The sequence below is a fragment of the Cellulomonas sp. GTC20042 genome (assembly GCF_055389595.1).
Window position 1 is genome coordinate 3,435,580 of the sequence record NZ_AP043678.1, and the last position, 25,489, is coordinate 3,461,068.

The following is a 25,489-nucleotide window of genomic DNA, read 5'->3' on the forward strand; positions in this document are numbered from 1 at the left end:
GCCACCGGGTCGCGGTGACGGGGGCCTCGTGGCGCGGGCGGATCAGGCGGCGGTGGCCTGATCCACGTCGAGGACCAGCAGCAGCCGGCCGTCCAGCTTGTGCGCACCGAGGATCAGCGGGCGCAGCGCGGCGTCCAGCGTCTCCGGCGGGGCCTCGAAGGTCTCCGGACCGACCTCCATCACGTCGCCGATCTCGTCGACCAGCAGGCTGACGGGCTCCCCCGCCACCTGCACGACGACCATCATCGGCTCCGCGTCCTCGCCGAGGGCGGCCAAGCCGAGACGCGGACGCAGGTCCACGGTCAGCACGACCTGCCCGCGCAGGTTCACCAGGCCGGCGACCCCGGGCGGGGCCAGCGGGACGCGGGTGCGCACGTGCGAGCGCAGCGCCTCCTGCACGCGGGTGACGTCGACGCCGTACAGGCTGCCGCCCAGCGTGAACGTGACGTACTGGCTCATCGGGCCGCTCCCACCAGCTCGGCCTCGCCGACCTGCGTCGGGAGGGTGTCGTACCCGATGCCGGTCGGCTCGGGACGCTCGTCGTAGAACGCGGCGTCGGCGGCGAGGATCGCGCGGCGCACGTCCAGCAGCTCGGTGACGCGCTCGCCGAGCACCGTGGAGCCGACCAGGCCGGCGTCCTCGATGTCGGAGTGCCGGGCGGAGTCGTCGTCCACGATGTCCACGATCTCGCGGACCACCAGGCCGACGCTGCGGCCTGCGCGGCTGTAGACCACCAGCAGCAGCTCGGAGGTCTCCTCGGAGCCGTAGGCGCCCAGCAGCCGGTCCAGGCGGGCCAGCGGCAGGATCGTGCCGCGGTACTGGACCACCTCGCGACCGCCGACGTACTCGACCTGCTCGGCCTGCACGTGCTCCAGACGGGCGACCGACGCGAGCGGCATGGCGACCTGACGGCCACCGCCGATCCCGACCACCAGCACCTGCTGCACCTCGTGCGCGGCACCGGCACCGGCACCGGCCCGGGCGTCGCGGGAGGCGACGTCGAGCTCGCCGGCCAGGGCGCGGCGGGCGATGGCCTGCACGTCCAGGATCAGCGCGACGTGACCGTCACCCAGCACGGTGGCACCGGCGTACGCGCCGATCGCCTTGAGCCGGGCGGACAGCGGCTTGACCACGATCTCCTCGGTGTTGAGGACGCGGTCGACCAGCATGCCGAAGCGCTGGTGGTCGGACTGCACGACCGCGATCACCGAGGACTCGGAGCGGGCGGCCAGCTCGGCGACGTCCGAGGACCCGGCGCCGTCCACCTCGAGCACCGAGGCCAGCGACACCAGCGGCAGCAGCTCGCCGCGCAGGCGGTACACCGGGGCCTCGTGGATGTGCTCGATGCCGGACTCGGAACGCTGGGAGTCCAGCGCCACCAGCTCCAGCAGGTTGACCTGCGGGATCGCGTAGAGGTCGCCGGCGCTCTCCACGGTGAGCGCGGGCATGATCGCCAGCGTCAGCGGGATGCGCAGCCGCCAGGTGGTGCCGCGGCCGACGACCGAGTCGACGTCCACCGCCCCGCCGATGGCCTCGATCTTGGTGCGGACCACGTCCATGCCGACACCGCGGCCGGAGACGTTGGTGACCGCCTCGGCGGTGGAGAAGCCGGGCAGGAAGAGCAGCTGGAGCAGGTCCGCCGGGCTCATCGCAGCCGCCTGGTCGGCGGTGCGCAGCCCCTTCTGGACCGCCTTGGCGCCGATCTTCTCCGGGTCGATGCCGCGACCGTCGTCCGCAACCTCCACGACCACCTGGCCGGAGGCGTGGTAGGCGCGCAGGGTCAGCACGCCGCGCGGCGACTTGCCGGCGGCCACGCGGTCCTCGACGGCCTCGATGCCGTGGTCCACCGCGTTGCGCACCAGGTGCGTCAGCGGGTCCTTGACGGCCTCGAGCAGCGAGCGGTCGAGCTCGGTGTCGCCACCGGACAGCTCCAGGTGCACCTCGCGGTGGCAGGCCGCCGCCAGGTCGCGCACGATGCGCGGCATCTTGGACCACAGGTGCTCGATGGGCTGCATGCGGGTCTTCATGACCCCCTCCTGCAGCTCACCGGCGATGAGGTTCAGCCGCTGCGCGGAGCGGGCGAGGTCGACGTCGTCGGTGCCCGTGGCGAGCCGGCTGATCTGGTTGCGGGCCAGCACGAGCTCGCCGACCTGACGCATCAGGGCGTCCAGCAGGTCCACGTCCACGCGGATCGACGCGTCGGCCGCGCCACCGCGCAGGGTGCCGAGCTCCTCGGCAGCAGCAGCGGCGGGCGCGGCGGCCGGGGCAGCAGCAGCCGGGGCCGCGACGGGCTCGGGGGCCGGTGCCGGCTCCGGGGCGCGCGGGGTCGGCACCGCCGGGGCGGCGGCGACGGGCGCGGGCTCGACAGCGACCGGCTCGACAGCGACCGGCTCGGCGGCGACCGGCTCGGGCTCGACGGCGACCGGCTCGGGGACCACCGGCGCGGGCGCTGCGGCGACCGGCTCGGCGGCAGGGGCAGCGGGCGCGGGGGCGGCCTCGGCGGCGGCACCCGGCTCACGGCTCTGGATGTCCTCGATCGCCGCGACCACCGGGGCGATGTCCACGGAGCCCTCGCCACCGTCGACCTCGATCGCGCGCAGGATCTCGCGGATCGTGTCGACCAGGCGCAGCAGCACGTCGGTCGTCGGCTGGTCCATCGAGCGCCGGCCGTCGCGCAGCTCCACCAGCAGGTTCTCGCCCGCGTGGGCCACCCGCTCGAGCTGCGAGAACGCCAGGAACCCGCTCGTGCCCTTGATCGTGTGGATCGTCCGGAAGACGCTCGCGATCAGCGCGCGTGATCCGGGCTCGCTCTCGAGCGCCACCAGGTCCTGATCGAGCTGGTCGAGATTCTCGTGACTCTCGACCAGGAACTCGCGGACGATCTCGTCCATGTCCTCCACCGCTGCCTCCTACCGGGACGCCCCGTCATCGGTGAGGATCGGCGGGCACGCCCGCTGCGTGAGACATTCCGGCCTCGCGGTGCCCCGGACGGCGGGTGAGAACGCCCCGACCACCCGCCCGGGTGAACGCCCGGGGAAGCGCGTGCCGCACCCCCAGGGCCGTTCGGGTGGCCCCGCGAGCGATCGCGCAGGTCAGCACCCCTGCCCGTCGCCCACCGACGAGGTCGGTGGTTCATGCGCAATCATGCGGGCCGCTGGCCCGTGATCGCGTCGCAACCACCGACCTCGCGGGGAAGGTGGGCGCGTGCAGGGTGGGGTGCGGGTCAGTCCTGGGGGTCTGCAGGCGTGGCGGGGTCCGCGCCGCCGAGCAGGGAGCGCAGGGACTCGGCCGCCTCGTCGCCACCCTCGGTCGCGGCGACGTTCGCGGCGGTGACGGCCTCCAGCACCTCGGCGCGGTGCACGGCGACCGAGCGGGGGGCGTCGATGCCGAGGCGGACACCGTCGCTGCGCACCTCGATCACGGTCACGACCACGTCGTCCCCGATCACGAGTCGCTCTCCGACGCGCCTGCTCAGCACCAGCATGGCGCCGACCCTACCTGGCGTGGGCGCGCCGTCCAGAGTCCCGCGCCCGAGGTGGCGGATGACGAACCGGGACGGATACGACGCCGGGGCACCCGTCCGGCCGCTCAGGTGCACCCGTCCGTGCGCGTCGCACACCCCTGACCAGCGCCGGTGCGGTCGCATTCCGCCGCCGAGTTCGGTGGTTCGTGCAGGAAATGGGCCCCCGAACCACCGAGCTCGGCCCGAACCACCGAACTCACGGGAGGAGGAGAGCGGAGGATGCAGGAAGGGGTGCGCGGGAAGGGAAGCGCGGCGCTCAGCCCCAGACGGTGCCGTCGGGGAGGTGCTCGCCGAGGGCTGCCGCCCAGGCCACGCGGGAGGCGGGCACGCCGTCGATCCACGCGACCGGGATGCCGAGGCCGAGCACGGTGCCGGGCTCGCTGGTGTCGAACAGCCCGGAGACCGCGAGCGCGTCGATCGGCCGCAGCGACCCGACCGCGCCGAGCCAGCGCACGCAGTCGCGCACCTTGGAGCGCGCGTCCACGGCGGCCCACACCTGGTCGGGGGCCAGGGCGGCGAGCAGCTCGGCGCCCGCGGCCTCGCGGGTGCGGCCGGGGCGGACGCCGAGGGCGACGACGGTGAGCTCCTCGGCCTCGCCGGCACGGGCACGCCAGCGCTCGGCGGCCTGCGGGGTGGTGAGGCGGCGGCCGTGGCCGGTGGTGGGCTCGACGTCACCGGCGTGCACGACGGAGCCTGCCCCGCCGGCGCCGGAGCGCAGGGCGAGCAGGTCGGCGGTGCGCACGGCGTCCTCGGGCGGGCCGACGACCACCAGCACCGTGCCGGGCTCCCGGGGCACCGGCGGGGCGGTGGGCACGTGCGCGAGCAGGCGGGACAGCTCGACGGGGCCGCTGCCGGCGGCGTCGAGCAGGGCGGCGGGCAGGCCGAGCTCCTCCAGGTCGGCGCGGGCGACTCCCCCACCGGGGACCGGCACGGCCGGAGCGACCGGCGCAGGCACGGCCGCAGCAGTAGCGGCCACCGGGGCCGCGGTCACCGCCGGGGCGGCCAGCGGCTCGAACGTCCGGGCGTCCGCCTCCGGCACCACCGGCGCCGCAGCGGCGGCGCCGGCGGGCGGCGGCACCTCGAGCTGGTGGTCCTCGCCGATCCCGCCGGTGAGCTGGCGCATCCGCTCCAGCACGGAGGCGAAGGCCTCCTCGCCGGTGGACACCCGCGGGCCGGGCTTCTCGACGGCACCCGGTCCGCCGGGCGCACCCGGCGCGAGCACCGTGGACCCGGGCGGGCCGTCGTCGCCGGCGTCGGCCGCGGCGAGCAGCCCCTCCAGCCCGACCGGGCCGGACGAGCCCGCTCCGCCCTGCACCACGCCGCCGGGGCCGAGGCGTCGGCGCAGCAGCGTGGGCTGCGGGGCGCTGCTCTCGTCCGGCACGTCGATCGTCAGCTCGTACCGCTCGCGGGCGAAGAACCCCGCGACACCGCCGGTCCGGACACGCTCGGCGCGCACCACCCGGGCGGTGGGACCGAACTCGGCGCGCACGTGCACCATGAGCTCGGCCAGATCAGCACCCTCAAGCAGCAATCGCGTGGGCACCCGTCACCGTCCCGACCGTCTCGATCCGCACGCCGCCGCCGGTGACCTCGGGGTACGACAGCACCGCGAGCCGGTCCAGGCCCAGCAGCACGACCTTGCGCAGCGCGGGCCGCAGGGCGGGCGCGCAGACCAGCACCACGGTGCGGCCGGTGGCCTCGGCCTCGCTCACGGCGATGCGCAGACGGTCGAGCATGGCCTCCAGTCTGGCGGGGTCGGTGACGATCTGCACACCTGCGTCCGAGGGACGGAGCGACTCGACCAGCTGCTGCTCGAACACCGGGTCCAGGGTGAGCACCCGCAGCACGCCGTCCTGCACGTAGGGGGTGCACAGCGCGGCGCCGAGCGAGGTGCGGGCGGCCTCGACCAGGCCCTCCGGGTCGGTGCTGACCTTGGCGCGCAGGGTGAGCGACTCGTAGATCCGGCCGAGGTCGCGGATCGGCACCTCCTCGGCCAGCAGGCCCTGGAGCACGCGCTGCACCTCGCCCAGGCTGAGCAGCCCGGGGATCAGCTCGTCCACCACGGACGGGTTGACCTGCTTGACGCCCTCGGTGAGCACCCGCACGTCCTCGCGGCCGAGCAGGCGCGGGGCGTTGCGGGTGATGATCGCGCCCAGGTGGGTGATCAGCACGGACACCCGGTCGACCACGGTGGCGCCGGCCATCTCGGCGGCGTGCCGCAGCTCGGCGGGCACCCACTTGCCGGGCAGGCCGAACACCGGCTCCACCACCTGCTGGCCGGGCAGCGAGGCCAGGTCGTCGCCGAGCGCGAGCACCCGTCCCGACGGGGTCTCGCCGCGGCCGACCTCGACACCGGCGATCCGCACCACGTAGGTGGAGCGCGGCAGGTCCACCGAGTCGCGGGTGCGCACCGGCGGCACGACGATGCCGAGGTCCATCGCGATCTTGCGGCGCAGGCCGCGCACCCGGTGCAGCAGGTCCTGGTCGGGGCCGTTGCCGACCATGTCGACCAGGTCGGGGGCGAGCAGGATCTCCAGCGCGTGCACCCGCATCTGCTCGATCAGCTGCTCGGGGGTCTCGGCGGTGGCCGGTGCGTCGGTCACCTGCCCGACCTGCGCGGCGAGCTCGGCGGCGGCCTTCTCCTTCTTCTCGGTCGACTTGATCCGCTGGGCCAGCACGATCAGCGTCGCGCCGACCAGCACGAAGGGCAGCTTCGGCATGCCGGGCAGCAGGGCCAGGGCGATGGCGCCGCCGCCGGCGATCATCAGGGCGTTGCGGCTCTGCAGCAGCTGCTTGGACGCCGCGGTGCCCATGTCGCCCTCGGCGGTGGCACGGGTGACGACGATGCCGGTGGACACCGACAGCAGCAGGGCGGGGATCTGGGTGACCAGGCCGTCACCGATGGTCAGCAGCGAGAACTTCTCCACCGACTCCGCGACAGTCAGGCCCATCTGCATCATGCCGATGACGATGCCGCCGACCAGGTTGATCAGCGTGATCACGATGCCGGCGATGGCGTCGCCCTTGACGAACTTCGAGCCACCGTCCATCGCGCCGTAGAAGTCGGCCTCGGCGGCCACGTCGGCGCGGCGCTGCCGGGCGGTGTTCTCGTCGATCAGGCCGGAGTTCAGGTCGGCGTCGATCGCCATCTGCTTGCCGGGCATCGCGTCCAGGGTGAAGCGCGCGCCGACCTCGGCCACGCGGCCGGCACCGTTGGTGATCACGACGAACTGGATGACCACCAGGATCAGGAAGATCACCAGGCCGATCACCAGCGATCCGCCGACCACGAAGTGCCCGAAGGCGTCGATCACGGCACCGGCGTAGCCGTCGCGCAGCACCAGGCGGGTCGAGGCCACGTTGAGCCCGAGCCGGAACAGCGTGAACACCAGGATCAGCGAGGGGAACACGCTGAAGTCCAGCGGCCGCTGCACGTACATGCTGGTGAGCAGGATGACCAGCGAGGCGGTGATGTTCACCGCGATCAGCACGTCCAGCAGGGCGGCCGGCAGGGGCACGACCAGCAGCAGGACGATGCCGACCACGCCCACCGGGACGGCGAGCTGGGAGATCGACCGGTTCCTCATCGGTGCTCCTTCTTCATGCGGCACGCTCGGCGCGTGCGCGGCGACGTGCGTCGACGACGGTGGTGGGGACGCCCTCGGGGGCGACGGAGCCGCCCGGCATCGTGTGCTTGCCCATCGCGGAGCCACGGCGCTTGAGCGCCATGACGAAGGCGAGCACGCGGGCGACCGCGGTGAACAGGTAGGCGGGGATCTCCTGGTCCACCTCGCAGGCGGCGTGCAGGGCACGGGCCAGCGGGATGTCCTCGATCATCGGGATCTTCTTGTCGGTGGCCTCGGCGCGGATCCGCGCGGCGACGGCACCGGCCCCCTTGGCGACCACGCGCGGGGCGCCGGTGCCGGGGACGTAGCGCAGGGCGACGGCCACGTGGGTCGGGTTGACGACCACCACGTCGGCGTCGGCGACCGCGGCCATCATGCGGTTGCGGCTCATCGCCATCTGCTTGGAGCGGATCGCGCCCTTGAGCTGCGGGTCGCCCTCGGTGCGCTTGTTCTCCTCTTTCAGCTCCTGCTTCGACATCCGGGTCTGCTTGCGGTTGCGCCGGATGACGACGATCAGGTCGATCAGGGCGAGCAGCACGCCGGCGGCGATCCCGAGCCGGAGCAGGTTGGTGACGCCGCCGCTGACGGTGCCGAGGATGTGCTCCAGCGGGAGCCGCCCGGTGCCCATGAGCTGCGGGACCAGGCCCTGCACCACGGAGTAGAGCACCAGGCCCACGACGGCGGTCTTCAGCAGGGTCTTGGCGCCCTCCCACCAGGCCTGCTTGCCGAACAGCCGCTTGATCCCGTTGACCGGGTTGAACTGCTGCACCTGCGGCTTGAACTTCTTCGGGTGCACCCCGCCCTGGGCCGCGGCGGTGATGATCACGGTGAGCGCGACCACGGCGAGCATCGGCGTGAGCGTGCCGATGATCGTGCCGAAGCCCTCGAACAGCAGGTCGACCACGGTGCCGGCGTCCGGGCTGGCGACGGCCGAGCGCACGGCGGCCATCTGGTCCCGGGCGGCGTCGGCGGCGTTGGTCGCGACCATCGGCAGCGTGAGCGCCGCGGCGGCCAGGCCCACCCAGGCGGTCAGGTCGGAGGACCGCTGGAGCTTGCCGTCGCGGTGCACCTCCTTCATCCGCTGGGCAGAGGCCTTCTCGGTCTTCTCCCCGCCGTCGCCCCCGCCGCTCATCTCGGGGTCCCCGCGGGAACGGGAGCGCAGCGAGCGGTCTCGTGGGGGGAGATCATGACGCGACCCGGATCATCGAGCGGACGGCCCCGGTGACGAGGTCGTTGATCACGCCCGGCATCGCGAGGTAGGCGAAGCCGGCGAAGGTGACGGTCATCAAGATCTTCAGCGGGAAGCCCATCGCGAACGCGTTCAGCGCGGGCGAGACCCGGGTCAGCAGGCCGAGGCCGACGTCGGTGAGGAACAGCACCGCGACCAGCGGGCCGGCGATCTGCAACGACGCCAGGAACATCTGGCTCAGCCCGGTGGTGACCGACGAGCCCATCTTCGCCAGGTCCAGGGTGGCGTCCAGCGGCACCGCGTCGAAGGAGCGGACCAGCCCGCTGATCAGCACCCCGTACCCGCCGGAGACGAACAGCAGGACGGTGGCCGTCCACTGGTAGAGCTTCGCGAACTGCGCGCCCGAGGTCATGCTCATCGGGTCGAAGGCCTGCGCCAGCTGGAAACCGCCGAACAGGTCGATCAGGTTGCCGGCGGACTGCACCGCCGAGAACACCAGCGACACCAGGAAGCCCAGGCCGCCGCCGATCACCACCTGCATGACGAGCTGCCCGACGAACTGGCCGGTGGAACCGACGACGTGCCCCTCGACCCGCGGGAGCACCGCGAGCGCCAGGCCGACGGCGAGCATCGCCTTGACCTGGCCCGGGATCGCCCGGTGCGCGAAGGGCGGCGCGATCACGAGGAACGCGGCGAACCGGACCCCCGCGAGCATGGCCGCCTCCACGGAGGCGAGCGGCAGCGTGACGTCCATCAGCCCCCCAGCAGCGCCGGGATGCGGGTGAACAGCTCCTGCGTGAAGGTCACCAGCTCGGAGATCATCCAGTGCCCGCAGATCAGCAGCGCCGCCGCGGCAGCGATGGCCTTGGGCACGAAGCTGAGCGTGACCTCCTGGATCTGGGTGACCGACTGCACCAGGGAGACGACGAAGCCGACGACCAGCGCGGTGATCAGCACCGGGGCGGCGAGCTTGGCGGTGATGATCAGCGCGTCCAGGCCGATGTCGAGGACGGCGGAGGTGTCCACGTCAGCCACCACCCGTCGCGGCGCCGACCAGGGCGGTGACGATCAGGCCCCACCCGTCGACCAGCACGAACAGCAGCAGCTTGAACGGCAGGGACACCATCACCGGCGGCAGCATCATCATGCCCATGCTCATCAGCACCGAGGAGACGACCAGGTCGATCACCAGGAACGGGATGAAGATGACGAAGCCGATGATGAACGCGGCCCGCAGCTCGGAGAGCATGAACGCCGGGATCAGCGTGAGCATCGACACCGAGGACGGGTCCTCGGGGTTGGGCTGGTCGGCGGCGCGGGTGATCAGCGCCAGGTCCTGCTCGCGGGTGTGCTCGAGCATGTAGTCGCGCAACGGCGCGGAGCCGGCGTCGACCGCGGTGGCGAAGTCCATCGAGCCGTCGAGGTAGGGCTGCACGCCGGCGGTGTTCACGTCGGAGAGCACCGGCGCCATCACGAACAGCGACAGGAACAGCGCGAGGCCGGCGATCACCTGGTTCGGCGGGACGCCCTGGAGCCCGAGGGCGTTCCGGGTGAGGGACAGCACCACGAAGATCTTGGTGAAGCCGGTCATCATCAGCAGCAGCGCCGGGGCGACCGACAGCAGGGTGATGCCGATCAGCACCACGACCGAGCTGCTGGGCGAGCCGTTCACGCCGTTGATCGAGACGGAGACCGTGCCGGCGGCCGGGTCGACCGGGGCGGTGGGGTCGGTGGGCGGCGTCGGGGCCGCGTGGGCGATCCCGGAGCCGAGCACGACCAGCGCGACGCCGAGGGCGGCGACCAGCAGCGCGACCAGCAGCCAGCGGCGCCGGCGCGGGCGGGGCGCGGCGGCCGCGGGGACGGTGCCCGCGTACTCGTCGGTGCGCGGGGCGAGGAGCGTGGTGGTCACCGGCGCACCGTCCGCTCCTGGAGCGCGGACAGCGCCTGCTTCCAGGTGGAGGGCGCCAGGATCGAGCCGTTCAGCGAACCGTTGGCCTGCGCCGCCGAGGCGGAGGCGGCCGAGGAGGCGCGCACCGCGGCGGTGGCGCGCTCGATGTCGGTGAGGTCGACCGGCTCGGCGGTCACCGGACCCGGCACGGGAGCCGGCTCGGCGGCGAGCACCGTCGTGGGGACGGTCTCCACCACCGCGACGGGCTCGGCCTCGGGGTCGAGCTCGGTCAGCATGGTCACCTGCTGCTCGCCGAAGCCGAGCAGCAGCCGACGCTCGCCCACCGCGACCACGGCGACACCGGCGTGCCGGCCCAGGGCCTGCCGACCGACGACCCGGACCTCCGGGCCGGCCGGCCGGCGCGCGCCCGAGCCCCAGCCCGCACGGCGCGCCACGACCCAGATGAGTCCGACCACGCACGCCAGGGCCAGGAGGACGCGCGCGCCGAGGACCAGCTCGTCCATCAGGCCGCGCCGTCCCCGGTCACGATCTCGGTGATGCGGATGCCGAACTCCTCGTCGATGACGACGACCTCGCCGCGGGCGATCAGCCGGCCGTTGACCATGACGTCGGCGGGGCTGCCCGCGGCGCGGTCCAGCTCCAGCACGGAGCCCGGGGTCAGCTCGAGCACCTGGCGCACCGGCAGGCGCGTGCGGCCGAGCTCGGCGGTCAGGGTCATCTCGACGTCGTAGAGCACGTTCAGGCTGGCGCGCTGGGTGGGCACACCGGCGGCGCGCGGGGAGGTCTCGGCGCGCATCCGCAGCGCGAACCAGGCCTGCACCCCGTCCTCGCCCTGGAGCGCGACCAGGTGGGCGTCGGCGGGCAGGGCGGTGGCGACCGGCTCGGTGCGCGCGGCCTCGAGCACCCCGGCGCCGAGCTCGGCGACGGCGGCCTCCAGCGCGGGGCGCAGGGCGTCGGCCAGGTCCAGGGTGGTGCCGTCGGCGGCGCCGGACGCCAGCGCGTCCCGCACGGCCTGGTCCGCGACGATCAGCACGTCGGCGCTGTTCGGGCCGACGAAGGAGGCGACCACGGCCAGCGCGTCGGCGTCCGGGCCGATCCCGGCGGCGGCCGGCACAGGGCTCAGCGGGGCGACGGCGGGCAGCAGGCGCGCGGCGGCGGTCGCGGCGGCGAGGGCGAGCGCGGCGTCGTCGCGGACGTCGGCGGTGGGGACGGCGTTCATCAGTTCTTCTCCTCGACGGTGACGACCATGCAGGCGAGGCGGGAACCGTTGTTCCCCGCGGCGGCTCGCGCGAGCACGACGCCGTCCACCACCACGTCGAGCGGCTGGGACGACGGGTGGGACAGGGGCAGCAGGTCGCCGACCGCGAGGTCGACCACCTCCCGCGGGCGGACGGTGACCGGGCTGAAGCGCACGGCGACCTCGACCGGGACCTCCTCGACGGCGGACTCCAGGTCGGCGACGGCGAGCTCGTGGGCGCGCTGGTCCTCCAGCGAGCGGCCCCCGGCGCCGTCGGCCTGCCGCACCGCCGCGAGCAGCAGCTCGGCGGGGAACATGACCGTGGCCATGTCGTCGCGCTCGCCGACGCGCAGCAGGAAGGTGGCGACCAGCACCGCGTCGGAGGCCGGCACGGCCTGCACGAACTGCGGGTTGTACTGCACCGCGCGCACCGTGACGTCCAGCGGGGTGAGCGAGGTGAAGGCGTAGCCGAGGTCGCCGAGGGCCGCCTGCATCAGGCCGCGGACCAGCGTGAACTCGATCTCGGTGAGCTCGCGGCCCTCCCGGACGTCGCCGGTGCCCGGGCCGCCGAGCATGTAGTCGACCCACACCATCGTGGCGGTGACCGGCACCTGCACCACGGCGGTCTGCCGGGTCTGCTCGACGGTGCACAGCATCATCGCGGTGGTGGTCGGCAGGGTGCGGACGTACTCGTCGTACGAGGTGAGCGTCAGGCCGTCGAAGGTGACCTGCGCCATCGCGCGCAGCCGCGCGGTGAGCTGGTTGCCCCACTGCCGGGCGAAGGTCTCGAAGGCCATCTCCAGCACACGGGCGTGCTCGCGGGCCATCGTCATCGGCCGGCGGAAGTCGTAGGGCTCGGGGACGTGCGTGCGTCGCCGCGAGCGGGCGGGGGCCTGCCCCGAGGTGTGGACCGTCACGCCCCCTCACATCGGCGCGCGCGCAGCCCTGCTGAGAGGTCGCCTCAAAGTGGGCGATATGAGCACTTCGTGCTGCCTCCGCCACCGGTCCCTCGTGGACCGTCGTGCTGCGGATCGATGCGGCGCCCTCCATGGCGCCCCGGGCGGGCGACGCGTCGGGCTCATGTCCGACGCGCGGGTCCTCACTGCGTCACGTAGTTGGTCAGGTAGACGTCCATCACCTCGCCCTCGTAGGCCTCGGCCAGCTCGGCCGCGAACTCGACCTTCAGCGCCTCGCGGGAGGTCGGGTCGGAGATCTCCGCGACCGTCTTGCCGGAGAACAGCTCGATCGCCATGTCGATCGCCTTGGAGGTGTCCGGGGACTCCTCGCCGACGTCGGCGGTGAGCTGCAGCGCGAAGCCGAGGCGCAGGTAGTGCCCGTCGGCCAGGTTCAGGCTGATCGGCTCCACGGTGACCACGGCGCCGGGCTCGTGCGTCGGCTCCGGCTCCGGCTCGGCCGCGGCGCTCCCGCCGCCCTTGCCCAGGAAGAAGTACGCCGCGGCGCCTCCGGCGACCAGCACGATCGCGATGATCGCGATCAGCAGGCCCTTCTTGCTCTTCTTGGTGGTCTCCGGCTCGGCGGCAGGCGCGTCCTTCGCCCCGATCGACCCGGAGCTCTTGCCCCCGATCTTCTGGCCACCGCCCGAGATCACACGCTGCTCGATCGGCATTCGTCTACCCTCCCGTCGTCTCTGAGGCCGCCACGCTGGGCAGCAGGGCGCGCACCGCCTCCGGTGCCACGCTGAGGATCACCATGTCGACCCGCCGGTTGGCGGTCATGGCGTCGTCCCCGGTCCCGTCCACCAGGGGACGGGTGTCGCCGTAGCCGACCGCCTGGATGCGGGTGCCCGGCATGCCGTCGGTCTCCACCAGGTGCCGGAGGACCTGCGTGGCGCGGTCGGAGGACAGCTCCCAGTTGGTCGCGTACCGGCCGGAGATCGGCACGGTGTTCGCGTGCCCCTCCACCGAGATCTGCTCCTGCAGGGCGACCAGCGTCGGCCCGGCCAGGTCGAGCACCTGCATCGCGGTCGGCGTGAGCTGCGCGGATCCCTGGGCGAAGAACACGTCGTCCGCCACCAGCCCGAGCACCAGCCCGCGCTCGTCCATCCGGAACCGCACCGCGTCACCGAGACCCTGGCTGTTCAGCGCGTTCTCGATGATCTGCCGCACCTCGTCCAGGTGGGCGGCCTCGGCCCGCGCCGCGGCGAGCACCGAGGGGTCCACCTGGTCCGGGGAGGTCGCCGGCGCCGGGTCGGAGGCCTGCATCCCGAGACCCTCGTCCGCGTCCACCATGCCCGCGGTGCCCGCGTCCGGGGCGTCGTTCGAGGAGGACGTGCCGTCCATGATCCCGTCGGTGCCGTCCAGCACCGACTCGGCCACCGTGCCGTCGCCGAACCCCGCCGCCAGCGAGGCCTTGAGCGCCACGTACTTGTCGTTGTCGACCTGGCTGATCGCGTAGAGCACGATGAACAGCGCCATCAGGACGGTGATCATGTCCGAGTAGGACACCAGCCACCGCTCGTGGTTGACGTGCTCCTCCTCGTGCCCGCCGCCCCGGCGGCTGCGACCGCCGTGCCCGGCGCTCATCCGAGGGCCCCCCGGGAGGCCATCACGCGGCCTCCTTCTCCTTGTCGGCGCCCTGGTCCGGCAGCAGGGAGCGCAGGCGCTCGCCCACCAGACGCGGGTTCGCACCGGCCTGCACCGCCAGCAGACCCTCCAGGGTCACCTCCATCTGCGCGCACTCCAGGTCGGAGATGCGGCGGATGCGGGTGCCCAGCGGCAGCCAGACGACGTTCGCGGAGAGGATGCCCCACAGGGTCGCGACGAAGGCCGCCGCGATCGAGTGGCCCAGCGACGACGGGTCGGACAGGTTCTCCAGCACGTGCACCAGCGAGATGACCGTGCCGATGATGCCGATGGTCGGCGCGTAGCCGCCCATGTCCTGGAAGTACTTGGAGTGCATCCGCTCGCGCGTGCGCTTGGTGGCGATCTTGTCCTCGAGGATCAGCCGCAGGTCGTCCGGGTCCGTGCCGTCGATCGCCGCCTGCAGGCCGCTGCGCAGGAACGGGTCGTTGATGTCGCGGGCGGCGTCCTCCAGCGCGAGCAGGCCCTCGCGGCGGGCGCGGTCGGCCAGCGACACCAGCGTGTCCACCGTCTCGGTCGGGTCCGGCACCTTGCTGGTCAGCGCCCGCGGGATCGCCTGGAACGACGCGATGACGTCCTTCAGCGTGTGCCCGGCGATGCCCACGCCGATCGTGCCGACCCACACCAGCAGCAGCGGCGCGGGCAGCATGATCGACATCGGGTTGGCGCCCTCCATGATGAGGGCACCGAAGATCGCGCCGAACGCGACGACCAGTCCGATGAAGCCAGCGGGATCCATCAACGGCTCCTCGGTCGCAGCGGTACGGGATCGGCGAGCGGGACGTGGTCGTCCTCGCCGTCGTGGTCGTGGGGGCCGTCGGCCTCGTCGTCGCGGTCACGGACCAGCTCGACGGTCGGCACGGGGCCGGCCTGGATCTCCTGCGCGCGGGCCAGGAGCTGCGCACGGTGCTCGTTGACCCGTGCGATGACCTCGGCCATCGACTCGCGGACGATGTACTTCGTCCCGTCGATGAGGGTCAGGATGGTGTCGGGCGCGCTGTCGACACGCTGGAGCAGATCCGGGTTGACCCCGAACTGGGCCCCGTTCAGGCGCGTCACGATGATCACAGCGGTATCCCGTCCTTGGTGGTGCAGCGCGGCAGGTGCCGCTGCCGGCCCATCCGTGGGCCGTACCCCCCTCCCATCGGCCGCCGGTCCCTCGCGTTGAGGGCTTCCGGCGGCCGACGGGGGTGGATCTGGAGGGCGCGTCAGCGCTTGAGGTTCACGAGCTCCTGGAGCACCTCGTCGGAGGTGGTGATGACCCGCGAGTTCGCCTGGAAACCGCGCTGGGCGATGATCAGGGAGGTGAACTCGCTCGACAGGTCCACGTTCGACATCTCGAGCGCGCCGCCCGCGAGCGAGCCGCGGCCGCCGGCGCCGGGGACGCCGACCTGGGCGTCGCCGGAGTTCACCGAGGTCTCGAACAGCGAGCCGCCGGCCTTCTGCAGACCGGCCGGGTTGGTGAAGTTCGCCAGCGCGATGCGGCCGATCGCCTGCTTGAGGCCGTTGCTGAACGAACCGGTGATGGTGCCGTCGGCACCGAGCTCGAAGGACTGGAGCACGCCGGCCTCGCGACCGTTCTGCACGCCCTTCTGCACGGTGTCCACGCCGGCGTAGCCGGTGATCGCGCCGAGGTTCACCGTGACGCCGCCCAGGGCGAAGGTGGTCGGCGAGGTCAGGGTGTTGTCGGCGGCGAAGACCATCGGGGTGGCGGCCTGGGTGTTGGTGCCGTCGGTGGCCGACATGCTCCAGCCGGTGGCCGACTTGGTCAGGGTGACGCTGATGTCGCGCGCGGTGCCGTTGGCGTCGTAGACCTCGAGGTCGAGGGTCTTGATGGTGCCGTCGGCGGCGTCGGAGGGCAGGTTGCCGATGAAGGACGCGGTGGTGGAGGCGATGGCGCCCATGACCGTGCCGGTGGGGACGGTGAGGTCGGTCAGCGGCTGGTTGGTGTCGATCACGCCGTTCACGGCCATCCAGCCCTGGACCAGCGCGCCGTCGCCCGGCAGCGTCATCTGGCCGGTGGAGTCGAAGTCGAAGGACCCGGCACGCGTGTAGAAGGTCTCGGTGCCCTTGCGGACCACGAAGAAGCCGTCGCCCTGGATCATCATGTCGGTGCTGCGGCCGGTGAGCTGCGAGGCGCCCTGGGTGAAGCTGGTGGTGATGCCGGCGACGCGCACGCCCAGGCCGACCTGCGCCGGGTTGGTGCCGCCGACACCGTTCTGCGCGGCGCCCGCGTTGGTGAGCACCTGGCTCAGGGTGTCCTGGAACTGGGTCTGCGAGGACTTGAAGCCGGTGGTGTTGACGTTGGCGATGTTGTTGCCGGTGACGTCGAGCATGGTCTGGTGGCTGCGGAGACCGGAGATGCCGGAGAAGAGCGAGCGGAGCATGGTGGGTTCCCCTTCGGGTGGGATGCGGGTCGGGTCGGGTGTGCGGGCGGCCGGCCGTCAGGCCGTGGTGCCGGTGCCGCTGGTGTCGGACCCGGCATCCGTGCCGGAGTCGTCGGTGTCCTTGGTGCCGGGCAGCGTGGTCGGGCCGCCCGGGGTGGTGACGAGGGAGACGTTGTCGAGGCTGATGACCTCCTTGCCGACCATGACCAGCGGCACGGAGTTGGCGTAGGAGACGCCGGTCACGGTGCCGCTCTGGGTCGTGCCGTCGGCGTCGGTCCAGGAGACCTGCTTGCCGACCAGGTCGGAGGCGGTCAGGCGCATCTGGAGCGCGAAGGCCTCGCGGGAGGTGGAGGCGATCTCCTCCAGGGACTCCATGGTCGCGAGCTGGGTGGTCTGCGCCATCATCTGCGAGGTGTCCATCGGGCTGCTCGGGTCCTGGTACTTGAGCTGGGCCACGAAGAGCTCGAGGAAGGCCTGCTTGTCGAGCTCGTTGCTCGCGGTCTTCGTCGTGGTGGTCTTGCCGGTCCCGTTGGTGATGTACGAGACGTCGATGGGCGTGGTCACGGTGCTCCTCGGGGTCAGACCAGCAGGTCGAGGCCGCCGGCGGTGGCCGGGGTGCGGACGGTGGGGGTGGTGCGGTCGGCGGGCTCGGCGCCGGTGGCGGAGCCGGACGACCCGGTGCCGGCCGCACGGCCGGAGCCCTCGCGGGAGCCGGTGCGGTCGCCGCCGGTGGAGCCCTCGCCGAGTCCGAGGTCCTGCAGGCCGGCCTGCGCGAGGTCGCGGCGCAGGTCGGGCAGGGCGGCCTTGAGCTGCTCACGGGCCTGGTCGGTGGCGCCGACCAGCTCGACCCGCACCGACTCCGCCGAGATGTGCGCGACGACCTTGACCGGACCGAAGTGCTCCGGGTCGACCGCCAGGGTCAGCACGTGCCGGCCGGAGCCGGCGGCGCGCAGGGCGGGCAGCGCCTCGCCGAGCTTGGCGGCGAGCTGGTCGGACAGCGGCGCGGCGGTGCTCGCCGGTGCGGCGGCGCCCTCGGCGCCGCGGGAGGCGGCCACGGTGCCCACGTGCAGCGGGGTGCTGCTCGTGGTGGCGGTGGTCGGGGTGGCCTCGGCCGACGCGCCGGCACCGGCTGCGGCGGCGACCGGGCGGGCGGCCGCGGCGGCGGCGTCCGGGGTGACGGCGGCCGGGGCGGTGGCGGTCGGGGTCGTGGCGGCCTCGGCGGCGTTCCGGGCGGTGCCGGTGGCGGCGGGTGCCGCGGCGGACGACGCCGGGTCGGCCGGTGCCGGGGTGGCCGGACCGGCGGCGGTGGTGGTGCTCGCGGCGCCGGCCGTGCCGCCGGCCGCCGGGGCGCCCGGGGTGGCAGCAGCGGCGGTGTCCGGCTCGGTCGCGGTCGCCGGGGTGGCGGTGGCGCCGGCGGTCGCGGCGGTCGTCGTGGTGGCCGCAGCGGGCACGGCACCGGTGGGCTGCGCGGTCGTCGCGGCGGCGGTCGGCGCGGCCGTGCCCGCCGGAACGGCGGTCTCCCCCTCGGCGGTGGCCGGGGCGGTCGCGACGGCGCCCTCGACCGGGGCGGTGGCGGCCGCGAGCGCGGCGGCGACCAGTCCGGTGGTCGGGGTCGCGGCCGGGGTGGTGGTCGGGGTGGCCACCTGAGCGGCGGCATCGGCGGTGGTGCCGGTGGTCGCCGCGGTGTCGGTGCCCTCGGCGGTCGGCTGCCCGGCCTCGGTGGCGTCGGCGGGACGGTCGGCGTCCTGCGTGCGGTCGGTGCCCGTCGCCCGGTCGGCGCGGTCGGTCCGGTCGGCGCGCGAGCGGTCGGCCCGATCGGTGCGCGAGCGGTCCGTGCGGTCGGTGCGCGTCCGGTCGTTCCGCGCGCGGTCGTCGTCGCGCCGGGTCACCCGGTCGTTGGTCGCGGAGCGGTCCGGGGTCGCCGAGCGGTCCGAGGCCGAGGAGCGGGTGCTGCTCGTCGGCCGGTCGTTCGCCAGCGTGCCCTGGAGCACCGCGTCGAAGCCGGTGCCGGTGCCGGTGGCCACGCGGGCGGAGCCGGCGGCGGCGCGCGCCTGGGCGACCAGGCCGATCGTCGGGGTGCTCATGCGGACACCCCCTGCAGCAGCGAGGACAGCGAGGCGGTGGACAGGCCCGAGGTCGAGGAGCCCAGCAGCGACGACAGCGAGGCCGTCGAGGACGAGGAGCCCAGCAGCGACAGCGCGGACTGCCCGGCGGAGGTGGAGGCGAGCGCGGAGGCCAGCGTCGAGGACGCGCCCGTGGAGGCGACCTCGGCCGCGCTCGGCAGGATGCGCCGGATCGTGGTCGGCTCGGTGTACACGTCCCGGATGGTCACGCTCTGACCGGGCTTCGGTGCGTCGATCATCTTCCCGTCCCCTACGTAGATGCCGATGTGGGTGCCGCCGCCGAACACGACCAGGTCGCCGGCCCGGGCCTCCGCGAGGGAGGCGACCTCGGTGCCGAGGGTCATCTGGTCGCGGGCGACCCGCGGCACGTCGGTGACGCCGAGGTCGGCCAGCGCGCGCTGCACGAGGCCGGAGCAGTCCAGCCCGCCCTCCTCCAGCGACTCGCCGCCCCAGACGTAGGGCGTCCCGAGGTACTTCGTGGCGGCGGCGACCAGCGCCTCGCCGGTGACGCCGGAGCCCGGCGCGATCGAGGTGGTGGCCTCGGTGGTGCCGGTGACCGAGGCGAGCGCGTCCGCGAAGGACGTGCCCGTGCTCGTCGTGGTCGTGGTGCTCGTGGCGGTCGTGGGCGCGAGCAGCTGGTTCAGCTCGACCATCCGCGCCTGCACCGCGGCGATGCCGCCGGTCATGCGTCCTCCCCCGTCCCCGGGACCGGGACCGCGCGGCGGCCGGCGATCTCGTCCAGGACCTTCTGCTCGGCGCTCTGCTCCTCGGCCAGCACCGTGCGCTCGTGCTTCTCCTGGAGCTTCTCCAGGGTGCGGGTGCGGGTGCGGGCCTCGGACCACGCGGCCCCGGCCTCGTCCACCTCGTCCTGCGCGACCGTGACCTGCGCGGTGCGGTCCACCAGCAGGCTGCTCAGCGCCATCCGGCTCGCGATCACCGCACGCATCCCGAGCGCGTCGGTCTGCTGCGGGATCTGCGCCTCGGCCAGCGCGGCCTGGGTGGCGCGACGGCGCGCGTCGGCGACGTCCCGCTCCCGGGTGCTCTGCGCGAGCTGCACCGCGGCCTGCTCCTCGGCCATCGAGCGCAGCCGCAGCAGGCCGGCCAGCCGGAACGCGCGGCTCACGGCAGGTCTCCCATCGCGGCGACCAGCGCGTCCAGGCGCTGCCAGGAGTCGGCCGAGGGCGCGCGCTCGTCCATGCCCTGCCGCAGGAAGCCGTCGATCTCGGCGCTGTGCGCCACCGCGGCGTCCACCAGCGGGTTGCTGCCGGCCACGTACGCACCGACGTCGAGCAGGTCCTGCGCCTGACGGCGGGCGGCCATCACGCGGCGGAGCCGGGTGGCGAGGTCCTTCTGCTCCGGCCCGAGCACCCGGGAAGCCACGCGGGAGATCGACCCCAGCGCGTCCACCGAGGGGAAGTGCCCCTGCACGGCCAGCGAGCGCTCCAGCACCACGTGCCCGTCCAGGATCGAGCGGGCGGCGTCGGCGATCGGCTCGTTGTGGTCGTCGCCGTCCACCAGCACCGTGTACAGGCCGGTGACCGAGCCGGTGGCGCCGGTGCCGGCGCGCTCGAGCAGCTGGGCGAGCAGCGCGAAGGTGCTCGGCGGGTAGCCGCGGGTGGCCGGCGGCTCGCCGACGGACAGGCCGATCTCGCGCTGGGCCATCGCCACGCGGGTCAGCGAGTCCATCATCAGCACCACGTCGTCGCCGCGGTCGCGGAACCACTCGGCGATCCGGGTCGCCACGAAGGCGGAGCGCAGCCGGACCAGCGGGGGCTCGTCCGAGGTCGCCACGACCACCACGGAGCGGGCCAGGCCCTCGGGGCCGAGGTCGTCCTCGAGGAACTCGCGGACCTCGCGCCCGCGCTCGCCGACCAGGGCGATCACCGAGACCTGCGCGTCGGTGCCGCGCGCGATCATCGACAGCAGGGAGGACTTGCCGACGCCGGAGCCCGCGAACAGGCCGAGGCGCTGGCCGCGACCGGCGGTGACCAGGGTGTCCAGCACCCGCACGCCGAGGTCCAGCGGCTGCGCGACGCGCGCCCGGGCCAGCGGGTGCGGGGCGTGGCCGGTGACCGGGACGCTGCCGGTGCCGATCAGCGGGCCGCGCCCGTCGATCGGGCGGCCGAGGCCGTCCAGCACGCGGCCGAGCAGGCCGGGGCCGACCGGGGCGGTGAGCGCGGTGCCCCGCGGGCGCACGGCCATGCCGGCGCGCAGCCCGTGGGTGGGGCCGAGCGGCATGCACTGCGCGGCGGTGCGGCTGGTCGCCACCACCTCGGCGGGCACCTCCTCGGCGTCCGTGGTGATCGCGACGAGCTCGCCGACGGCGGCGCCGGTGCCGGCGACCTCGACGGTCAGGCCGACGACGCCCCGCACGGTGCCGACCCGCTCGGGCCGGGCGGCCAGCAGCGCGTCGGCCCAGTCGCCGTCCAGCACGGGGGCGGCCGGGGACGCGCCCAGCGGCGCGGGCTCGGGCGCGCCACCGCGCGGGGTGGGCAGCAGGGAGGTCGTCGGCGCGCTCATGCCTGCGCCTCGGGAGCAGCGATCTCGACGTGGACCGGCACCGGCACGGCCAGGGCGGCGCGCGCCCGGTCCAGGGCGTCGACGATCCGCGCGTCCAGGTAGCCGTCCGGGTACTCCCCCACGGCGTCGCCGGGGGCGAGCGCGGGGTCGGCGACCAGCTCGACGCCGGTGAGCGCGGGCAGGTCGGCGAGCACGGCGGCGCCGTCGGTGGCCATCGCGACGCGCAGCACCTCGTGGTCGCGCGGGCTCAGCCGCACGGTGTGCACCTCGAGGCCGGCGCGCAGCACCCGGTCCAGGGCGGCGCGCGCGGAGGCCGGACCGTCGGCGAGCTCGCGGCCGAGCACCGCGGCGGCCAGCTGGACCGCGGCGGCGTGCAGGGTCGACTCCGCGGAGGCGAGCACCGGGGCGCTGCGGTCGGCGGCGGCCCGGGCGGCCGCGGTCAGCACGGCGAGGGAGTCGGCGTGCTCGGCGGCGCGCCGGGCGTCGGCCTCGGCACGCTGCTGCTGCACGCGCGCGGCCTCTGCCTCGGCGGCGCGGGCGGCCTCGCGGGCACCGGCGGCGTAGCCCGCGGCGTAGCCACCGGCGTACCCCGCAGCGCGCGCGACGTCCTCCGACACCGGCGCCGGGGCACCGTAGGCGGCCTGGGTGAAGGTGCGGGCCTCAGGAGACATACTCGTCCTCGCCCTCGCGGCGGATGACGATCTGGCCGCTCTCCTCCAGACGACGGATCGACTGCACGATGCCGGCGCGGGCCTCCTCGACCTGCGAGAGGCGCACCGGGCCGAGCAGCTCGATCTCCTCCTCGAGGTTCTCGCGGGCACGCTCGGACAGGTTGCGCAGGATCTTGTCCCGGACCTCCGGCGCGACGCCCTTGAGGGCCACCGACAGCTCGTTGGTCTCCACCGAGCGCAGCACGAGCTGCATGGCGCGGTCCTCGAGCAGCACGATGTCGCCGAAGACGAACATCCTGCTGCGGACCTCGTCGGCCAGCGCCTCGTCCCGGTCCTGCAGACCCTCGAGGATCAGCTTCTCGGTGGTCGGGTCGGCGCGGTTGATGATCTCGACCAGCGGCTGCACGCCACCGATCGCGGACATCTCGTTCGGGGTCAGCACGGTCGACGCCTTGCGCTGGAGGCTCTCCGCGATCACCTGCACCACGTCCGGCGAGGCGCGCTCCATCAGAGCGATCCGGTGCGCGACCTCGGACTGCTGGTCGTGCGGCAGACCGGCGAGGATCGCCGAGGCGTGCTCCGGCCGCAGGTGCGCGAGCACCAGGGCCACCGCCTGCGGGTGCTCGCCGTTCAGCAGCGAGAGCACCTGGCGGGCGTCGGCGTGCTGGAGGAACTCGAAGGGCTGCCCGGCCATGGAGGTCTGCAGCCGCTCGATCATCCCGGCGGCCTCGTCGCGCCCGAGGGCGCCCTCCAGCAGCTGGGTGGCGTAGCCCAGGCCGCCGCCGACGCCCGGGCCGATCATCGAGGCGCTGTAGAACTCCTCGACGACCTCGTCCGCGAGCGTCTGGTCCACGCGGTCCAGCCGCATGATCTCGGCGGTGAGCTCCTCGATCTCGGTGGTGTCGAGCTCCTGCATCACCTTGGCGGCGCGCTCCCGGCCGAGCTGCATGAGCAGCATGGCGGCCTTCTGCGTGCCGCTGAGCAGCGCGGCCATCAGCGACGACCGCCCGGCGTGGCCAGCCAGCCGCGCAGCAGGTCGGCGACCTCGGCCGGCTGGGCGTCGGCCAGCGCGGAGATCTCGGCGCGCTTGACCGCCAGCGACTCCTGCACCGGGTCGGCCTCGGCAGGGCCGGGCAGGGCCGGCGGAATCTCCGGCAGGTCGTCCAGCTCGGCGGCGGGCTCCGGGCCGTCCATCAGCGGCAGCTCGCCGATGTCGAGCGCCTCGCGCTTGCTGCGCCGCGAGCGGCGGGCCAGCACGATCGCGACGACGATCACCAGCAGCAGCAGGATCCCGGCGATGCCGGCCTGCCGGATCAGCGACTCGCGCTGCGCGGCGGCCGCCTCGGCGTCGGCGGCCGCCAGGGCCTCCTGCGCGGCCTCGGCGCTCGTGGTGTCGAAGGCCATCCGCTGCACGGAGATCGTGTCGCCCCGGGTGGCGTCGATGCCGGCGGCGGCCGTCAGCATCTCGGTCAGCTGGGTCATGTCGATCCCGGCCGCGGCGGTGGCGTCCACCGCGACGGCCAGCGACTGCCGCCGCACGGCGCCGGGCGCCTGCTGGGTGACCTCGGTGACCTTGTTCACCGCGTTGGTGACGTCCTCGGTGGTCGAGGAGTAGGTGCCGTCGGTGGCGGTGCCGGTGGGGACCGCGATGTTGTCCGGGCCGAGCACGCCGGTGGCGGTGCCGGTGCCCGCACCGGTGTAGGTCTCCGAGGTGGTGGACGAGGCCAGCGGCGGCACGCCCTCGGTGGCGGTGAACTCCTCCGTGGTGCGCTGCGTCTGGTCGTAGTCCAGATCGGCGGTGACGGTCACCGCGGACTTGCCCGTGCCGACCACCTGGTCGAGCAGGGCCTGCACCGCGGAGGTGACGCGCTGCTCGTAGTCGTCGGTCTTCTCGCCGCCGGTGCCGGAGCCGGTGACCCCGGTGCCGACCGCGGACAGCACCTGCCCGGAGGCGTCGATCACCGCGACGTCGGTGGCCTGCATGCCCTCGATGCCCGCGGACACCAGGTGCACGATCGCCTCGACCTGCTCGGTGCTCAGCGAGGAGCCGGCGCGGGTGCGGACGAACACGGAGGCCGTCGGGTCCTGCTGCTCGGAGACGAACACGGACTCGGTCGGCAGCGCGAGCTTCACGGTGGCGCTCTCGACGCCCTGCATGGCGGAGACCGTCTTGGCGATCTCGCCCTCCAGCGCACGCTGGTACGTGGTCTGCTGCTGGAACTCGCTGGAGGTCATCGACATGCCGTCGAGCAGCGAGTAGCCGCCGCCGTCCGCGTCGGCGGGCAGGCCCGCGGCGGCCAGCTTGAGCCGCTCCGCGTAGAGGTTGGCCTCCGGCACCAGGACGGTGCCGCCGCCGTCGGCGAGCTCGTACTTCACGCCGTCGGCGGTCAGCTGGTCCACCACGGCGGAGGCGTCGGTGGCCGACAGGCCGGAGAACAGCGGGGTCATGGTCGGCTTGGTCAGCCAGCCGGCGACCGCCACGCCACCGAGCACCAGGGCGGCGACGGCGATGATCGCGAAGGTGCTCTGCACCAGCGAGAACTGCTTGACGGCCCCGGACACCCGGCCGAACAGGGACTTCACCTGGGCGGGCATCAGGCCTGCATCCTCATGATCTCGGTGAACGCGTCGACGGCCTTGTTGCGCACGGCGGCGGTGAGCTCGAGGGCGAGCTTGGCCTCGGAGGACGCGACGGTGTAGTCGTGCACGTCGTCGAGGTCGCCGGTGACGGCCTTGATCGCGAGCTCGTTGCTGGTGGACTGCATCTGGGTCAGGTTGTCGACCTGGCCGAGCACGGTGGCGAAGCCGTTGTCGGCGGCGCCCACCGATCCGGTGGCCCCGGTGGAGCCCGTGCCGGTGAGGGACGACAGGTACGCGGTGGGGCTGACGCCCTGCACACCGCCGGAGACGGCGGAGATGGCGGGGATGCTCATGAGCTGCGTCCGATCTGGAGAGCGGCCTCGTAGGAGGCCTTGGCACGGTCGACCACGGCGGCGTTGGCCTGGTAGCCGCGCTGCGCCATGATCAGCTGGCCCATCTGGCTGGCCATGTCGATGTCGGGGTACTTCACGTAGCCGTCCTCGTCCGCGAGCGCGTTGTCCGGCTCGTAGACCATCCGGCCCTCCGCGGAGCCGAGCGAGATGCCGGCCACCTGGACGCCGCCGCCGTTCGCGGTGGAGATCTCCTGCGCGATCACTGACTTGGCCTGGTAGGCGTCCTCGTTCGTGGAGCGGACCGTGTTGAGGTTCGCCAGGTTGTCGCTGACCGCGTCCAGCCACTTGCGGTAGACGGTCATGCCGGTGCTCGCGATGCCGATCGCGCCGAAGGTGGTCATCAGGAAGTCCTCATCGCGATCCGGACGGACGAGAACGTGCCGTCGACCGCCTGCGTGGCCAGCTGGTAGCGCAGGTTCGTGTCGACGTTCAGCAGCGTCTCGGTGTCGAGGTTGACGTTGTTGCCGTCCTCGCGCGTGGGCTCCAGGGACCGGGCCGTCGTGGCCTCGGCCGCACCCGACCCTCCCCGGACGGCCCGTGCGAGGGCGTCCTCGAAGCTCACGCGCTTGGCGTGGTAGTTGGGGGTCTGGATGTTCGCCACGTTCTCGGCGATCGTGCGCTGGCGCAGCGCCAGGCCGTCGAGCGCGCTGTTCAGCGCGACGAAGCTCACGGAGTCGAACATGCCCATGACAGGGTCACCCTCACCGACGA

Annotated in this window: 28 protein-coding genes; all 28 read right to left on the reverse strand. The window is 73.7% G+C overall.

Features of this window, described 5'->3' with window-relative positions; translation table 11 throughout:
- Positions 1-42: 42 nt before the first annotated feature.
- The gene (locus tag ACZ5HG_RS15895; RefSeq protein ID WP_464178054.1) at positions 43-459 is read right to left on the reverse strand and encodes a chemotaxis protein CheW; all 417 of its coding nucleotides are present in this window, start codon (positions 457-459) and stop codon (positions 43-45) included.
- Complete coding sequence (locus ACZ5HG_RS15900; protein ID WP_464178056.1) at positions 456-2,891, reverse strand: chemotaxis protein CheA; 2,436 nt, start codon at positions 2,889-2,891, stop codon at positions 456-458. Before ACZ5HG_RS15900 ends, ACZ5HG_RS15895 begins: the two co-directional genes overlap by 4 nt.
- A gap of 332 nt (positions 2,892-3,223) precedes the next feature.
- Complete coding sequence (csrA, locus tag ACZ5HG_RS15905) at positions 3,224-3,484, reverse strand: carbon storage regulator CsrA (protein WP_464178058.1); 261 nt, start codon at positions 3,482-3,484, stop codon at positions 3,224-3,226.
- Between the two features lie 295 nt (positions 3,485-3,779).
- A complete protein-coding gene (locus ACZ5HG_RS15910; RefSeq protein WP_464178060.1) occupies positions 3,780-5,066 on the reverse strand; it encodes a hypothetical protein in 1,287 nt (428 codons plus the stop codon).
- Complete coding sequence (locus tag ACZ5HG_RS15915) at positions 5,044-7,110, reverse strand: flagellar biosynthesis protein FlhA (RefSeq protein ID WP_464178062.1); 2,067 nt, start codon at positions 7,108-7,110, stop codon at positions 5,044-5,046. The genes ACZ5HG_RS15910 and ACZ5HG_RS15915 overlap by 23 nt, the downstream gene beginning before the upstream one ends.
- 13 nt (positions 7,111-7,123) lie before the next feature.
- Positions 7,124-8,281 carry an EscU/YscU/HrcU family type III secretion system export apparatus switch protein gene (locus tag ACZ5HG_RS15920; RefSeq protein ID WP_464178064.1) on the reverse strand — a complete coding sequence of 386 codons (1,158 nt, stop codon included), beginning with the start codon at positions 8,279-8,281 and terminating at the stop codon, positions 7,124-7,126.
- A gap of 52 nt (positions 8,282-8,333) precedes the next feature.
- Entirely contained in the window at positions 8,334-9,092 is a 759-nt protein-coding gene (locus tag ACZ5HG_RS15925; RefSeq protein ID WP_464178066.1) for a flagellar biosynthetic protein FliR, read from the reverse strand.
- Positions 9,092-9,364 (reverse strand): flagellar biosynthesis protein FliQ, encoded by a 273-nt coding sequence (gene fliQ, locus ACZ5HG_RS15930; protein ID WP_464178068.1) that lies wholly within the window; start codon positions 9,362-9,364, stop codon positions 9,092-9,094. Before fliQ ends, ACZ5HG_RS15925 begins: the two co-directional genes overlap by 1 nt.
- A 1-nt stretch (position 9,365) precedes the next feature.
- Positions 9,366-10,157, reverse strand: a complete 792-nt coding sequence (fliP, locus tag ACZ5HG_RS15935; protein WP_464182187.1) for a flagellar type III secretion system pore protein FliP — start codon at positions 10,155-10,157, stop codon at positions 9,366-9,368.
- Positions 10,158-10,243: 86 nt separating this feature from the next.
- On the reverse strand, positions 10,244-10,750 hold the full coding sequence (fliO, locus tag ACZ5HG_RS15940; RefSeq protein WP_464178070.1) for a flagellar biosynthetic protein FliO: 507 nt from the start codon (positions 10,748-10,750) through the stop codon (positions 10,244-10,246).
- Entirely contained in the window at positions 10,750-11,466 is a 717-nt protein-coding gene (gene fliN / locus ACZ5HG_RS15945; RefSeq protein WP_464178072.1) for a flagellar motor switch protein FliN, read from the reverse strand. Before fliN ends, fliO begins: the two co-directional genes overlap by 1 nt.
- Complete coding sequence (locus tag ACZ5HG_RS15950) at positions 11,466-12,401, reverse strand: FliM/FliN family flagellar motor switch protein (RefSeq protein WP_464178074.1); 936 nt, start codon at positions 12,399-12,401, stop codon at positions 11,466-11,468. The genes fliN and ACZ5HG_RS15950 overlap by 1 nt, the downstream gene beginning before the upstream one ends.
- A 182-nt stretch (positions 12,402-12,583) precedes the next feature.
- On the reverse strand, positions 12,584-13,111 hold the full coding sequence (locus tag ACZ5HG_RS15955) for a flagellar basal body-associated FliL family protein (RefSeq protein ID WP_464178076.1): 528 nt from the start codon (positions 13,109-13,111) through the stop codon (positions 12,584-12,586).
- A gap of 4 nt (positions 13,112-13,115) precedes the next feature.
- On the reverse strand, positions 13,116-14,027 hold the full coding sequence (locus ACZ5HG_RS15960) for an OmpA/MotB family protein (protein WP_464178078.1): 912 nt from the start codon (positions 14,025-14,027) through the stop codon (positions 13,116-13,118).
- 22 nt (positions 14,028-14,049) lie between these two features.
- Positions 14,050-14,823 (reverse strand): motility protein A, encoded by a 774-nt coding sequence (locus tag ACZ5HG_RS15965; RefSeq protein WP_464178080.1) that lies wholly within the window; start codon positions 14,821-14,823, stop codon positions 14,050-14,052.
- On the reverse strand, positions 14,823-15,152 hold the full coding sequence (locus ACZ5HG_RS15970) for a flagellar FlbD family protein (protein WP_464178082.1): 330 nt from the start codon (positions 15,150-15,152) through the stop codon (positions 14,823-14,825). Before ACZ5HG_RS15970 ends, ACZ5HG_RS15965 begins: the two co-directional genes overlap by 1 nt.
- Positions 15,153-15,292: 140 nt before the next feature.
- A complete protein-coding gene (locus tag ACZ5HG_RS15975; protein WP_464178085.1) occupies positions 15,293-16,471 on the reverse strand; it encodes a flagellar hook protein FlgE in 1,179 nt (392 codons plus the stop codon).
- 57 nt (positions 16,472-16,528) lie between these two features.
- Positions 16,529-17,035, reverse strand: a complete 507-nt coding sequence (locus tag ACZ5HG_RS15980) for a flagellar hook capping FlgD N-terminal domain-containing protein (protein WP_464178087.1) — start codon at positions 17,033-17,035, stop codon at positions 16,529-16,531.
- 14 nt (positions 17,036-17,049) lie between these two features.
- Positions 17,050-18,555: a flagellar hook-length control protein FliK gene (locus tag ACZ5HG_RS15985; RefSeq protein WP_464178089.1), complete on the reverse strand. Its 1,506-nt coding sequence runs from the start codon at positions 18,553-18,555 to the stop codon at positions 17,050-17,052.
- The gene (locus tag ACZ5HG_RS15990) at positions 18,552-19,280 is read right to left on the reverse strand and encodes a C40 family peptidase (RefSeq protein WP_464178091.1); all 729 of its coding nucleotides are present in this window, start codon (positions 19,278-19,280) and stop codon (positions 18,552-18,554) included. The genes ACZ5HG_RS15985 and ACZ5HG_RS15990 overlap by 4 nt, the downstream gene beginning before the upstream one ends.
- Positions 19,277-19,717: a flagellar export protein FliJ gene (locus ACZ5HG_RS15995; RefSeq protein ID WP_464178093.1), complete on the reverse strand. Its 441-nt coding sequence runs from the start codon at positions 19,715-19,717 to the stop codon at positions 19,277-19,279. The genes ACZ5HG_RS15990 and ACZ5HG_RS15995 overlap by 4 nt, the downstream gene beginning before the upstream one ends.
- Positions 19,714-21,114 carry a FliI/YscN family ATPase gene (locus ACZ5HG_RS16000; RefSeq protein WP_464178095.1) on the reverse strand — a complete coding sequence of 467 codons (1,401 nt, stop codon included), beginning with the start codon at positions 21,112-21,114 and terminating at the stop codon, positions 19,714-19,716. The genes ACZ5HG_RS15995 and ACZ5HG_RS16000 overlap by 4 nt, the downstream gene beginning before the upstream one ends.
- On the reverse strand, positions 21,111-21,785 hold the full coding sequence (locus tag ACZ5HG_RS16005; protein ID WP_464178097.1) for a FliH/SctL family protein: 675 nt from the start codon (positions 21,783-21,785) through the stop codon (positions 21,111-21,113). The genes ACZ5HG_RS16000 and ACZ5HG_RS16005 overlap by 4 nt, the downstream gene beginning before the upstream one ends.
- Positions 21,775-22,779, reverse strand: coding sequence for a flagellar motor switch protein FliG (fliG, locus tag ACZ5HG_RS16010; RefSeq protein WP_464178100.1), 1,005 nt, complete (start codon positions 22,777-22,779; stop codon positions 21,775-21,777). Before fliG ends, ACZ5HG_RS16005 begins: the two co-directional genes overlap by 11 nt.
- Positions 22,779-24,380, reverse strand: a complete 1,602-nt coding sequence (gene fliF / locus ACZ5HG_RS16015; protein WP_464178102.1) for a flagellar basal-body MS-ring/collar protein FliF — start codon at positions 24,378-24,380, stop codon at positions 22,779-22,781. The genes fliG and fliF overlap by 1 nt, the downstream gene beginning before the upstream one ends.
- On the reverse strand, positions 24,380-24,718 hold the full coding sequence (locus tag ACZ5HG_RS16020; RefSeq protein WP_464178104.1) for a flagellar hook-basal body complex protein FliE: 339 nt from the start codon (positions 24,716-24,718) through the stop codon (positions 24,380-24,382). Before ACZ5HG_RS16020 ends, fliF begins: the two co-directional genes overlap by 1 nt.
- Positions 24,715-25,119: a flagellar basal body rod protein FlgC gene (gene flgC, locus ACZ5HG_RS16025; RefSeq protein WP_464178106.1), complete on the reverse strand. Its 405-nt coding sequence runs from the start codon at positions 25,117-25,119 to the stop codon at positions 24,715-24,717. The genes ACZ5HG_RS16020 and flgC overlap by 4 nt, the downstream gene beginning before the upstream one ends.
- Positions 25,119-25,460 (reverse strand): flagellar basal body rod protein FlgB, encoded by a 342-nt coding sequence (locus ACZ5HG_RS16030; RefSeq protein WP_464182189.1) that lies wholly within the window; start codon positions 25,458-25,460, stop codon positions 25,119-25,121. Before ACZ5HG_RS16030 ends, flgC begins: the two co-directional genes overlap by 1 nt.
- Positions 25,461-25,489 lie beyond the last annotated feature (29 nt).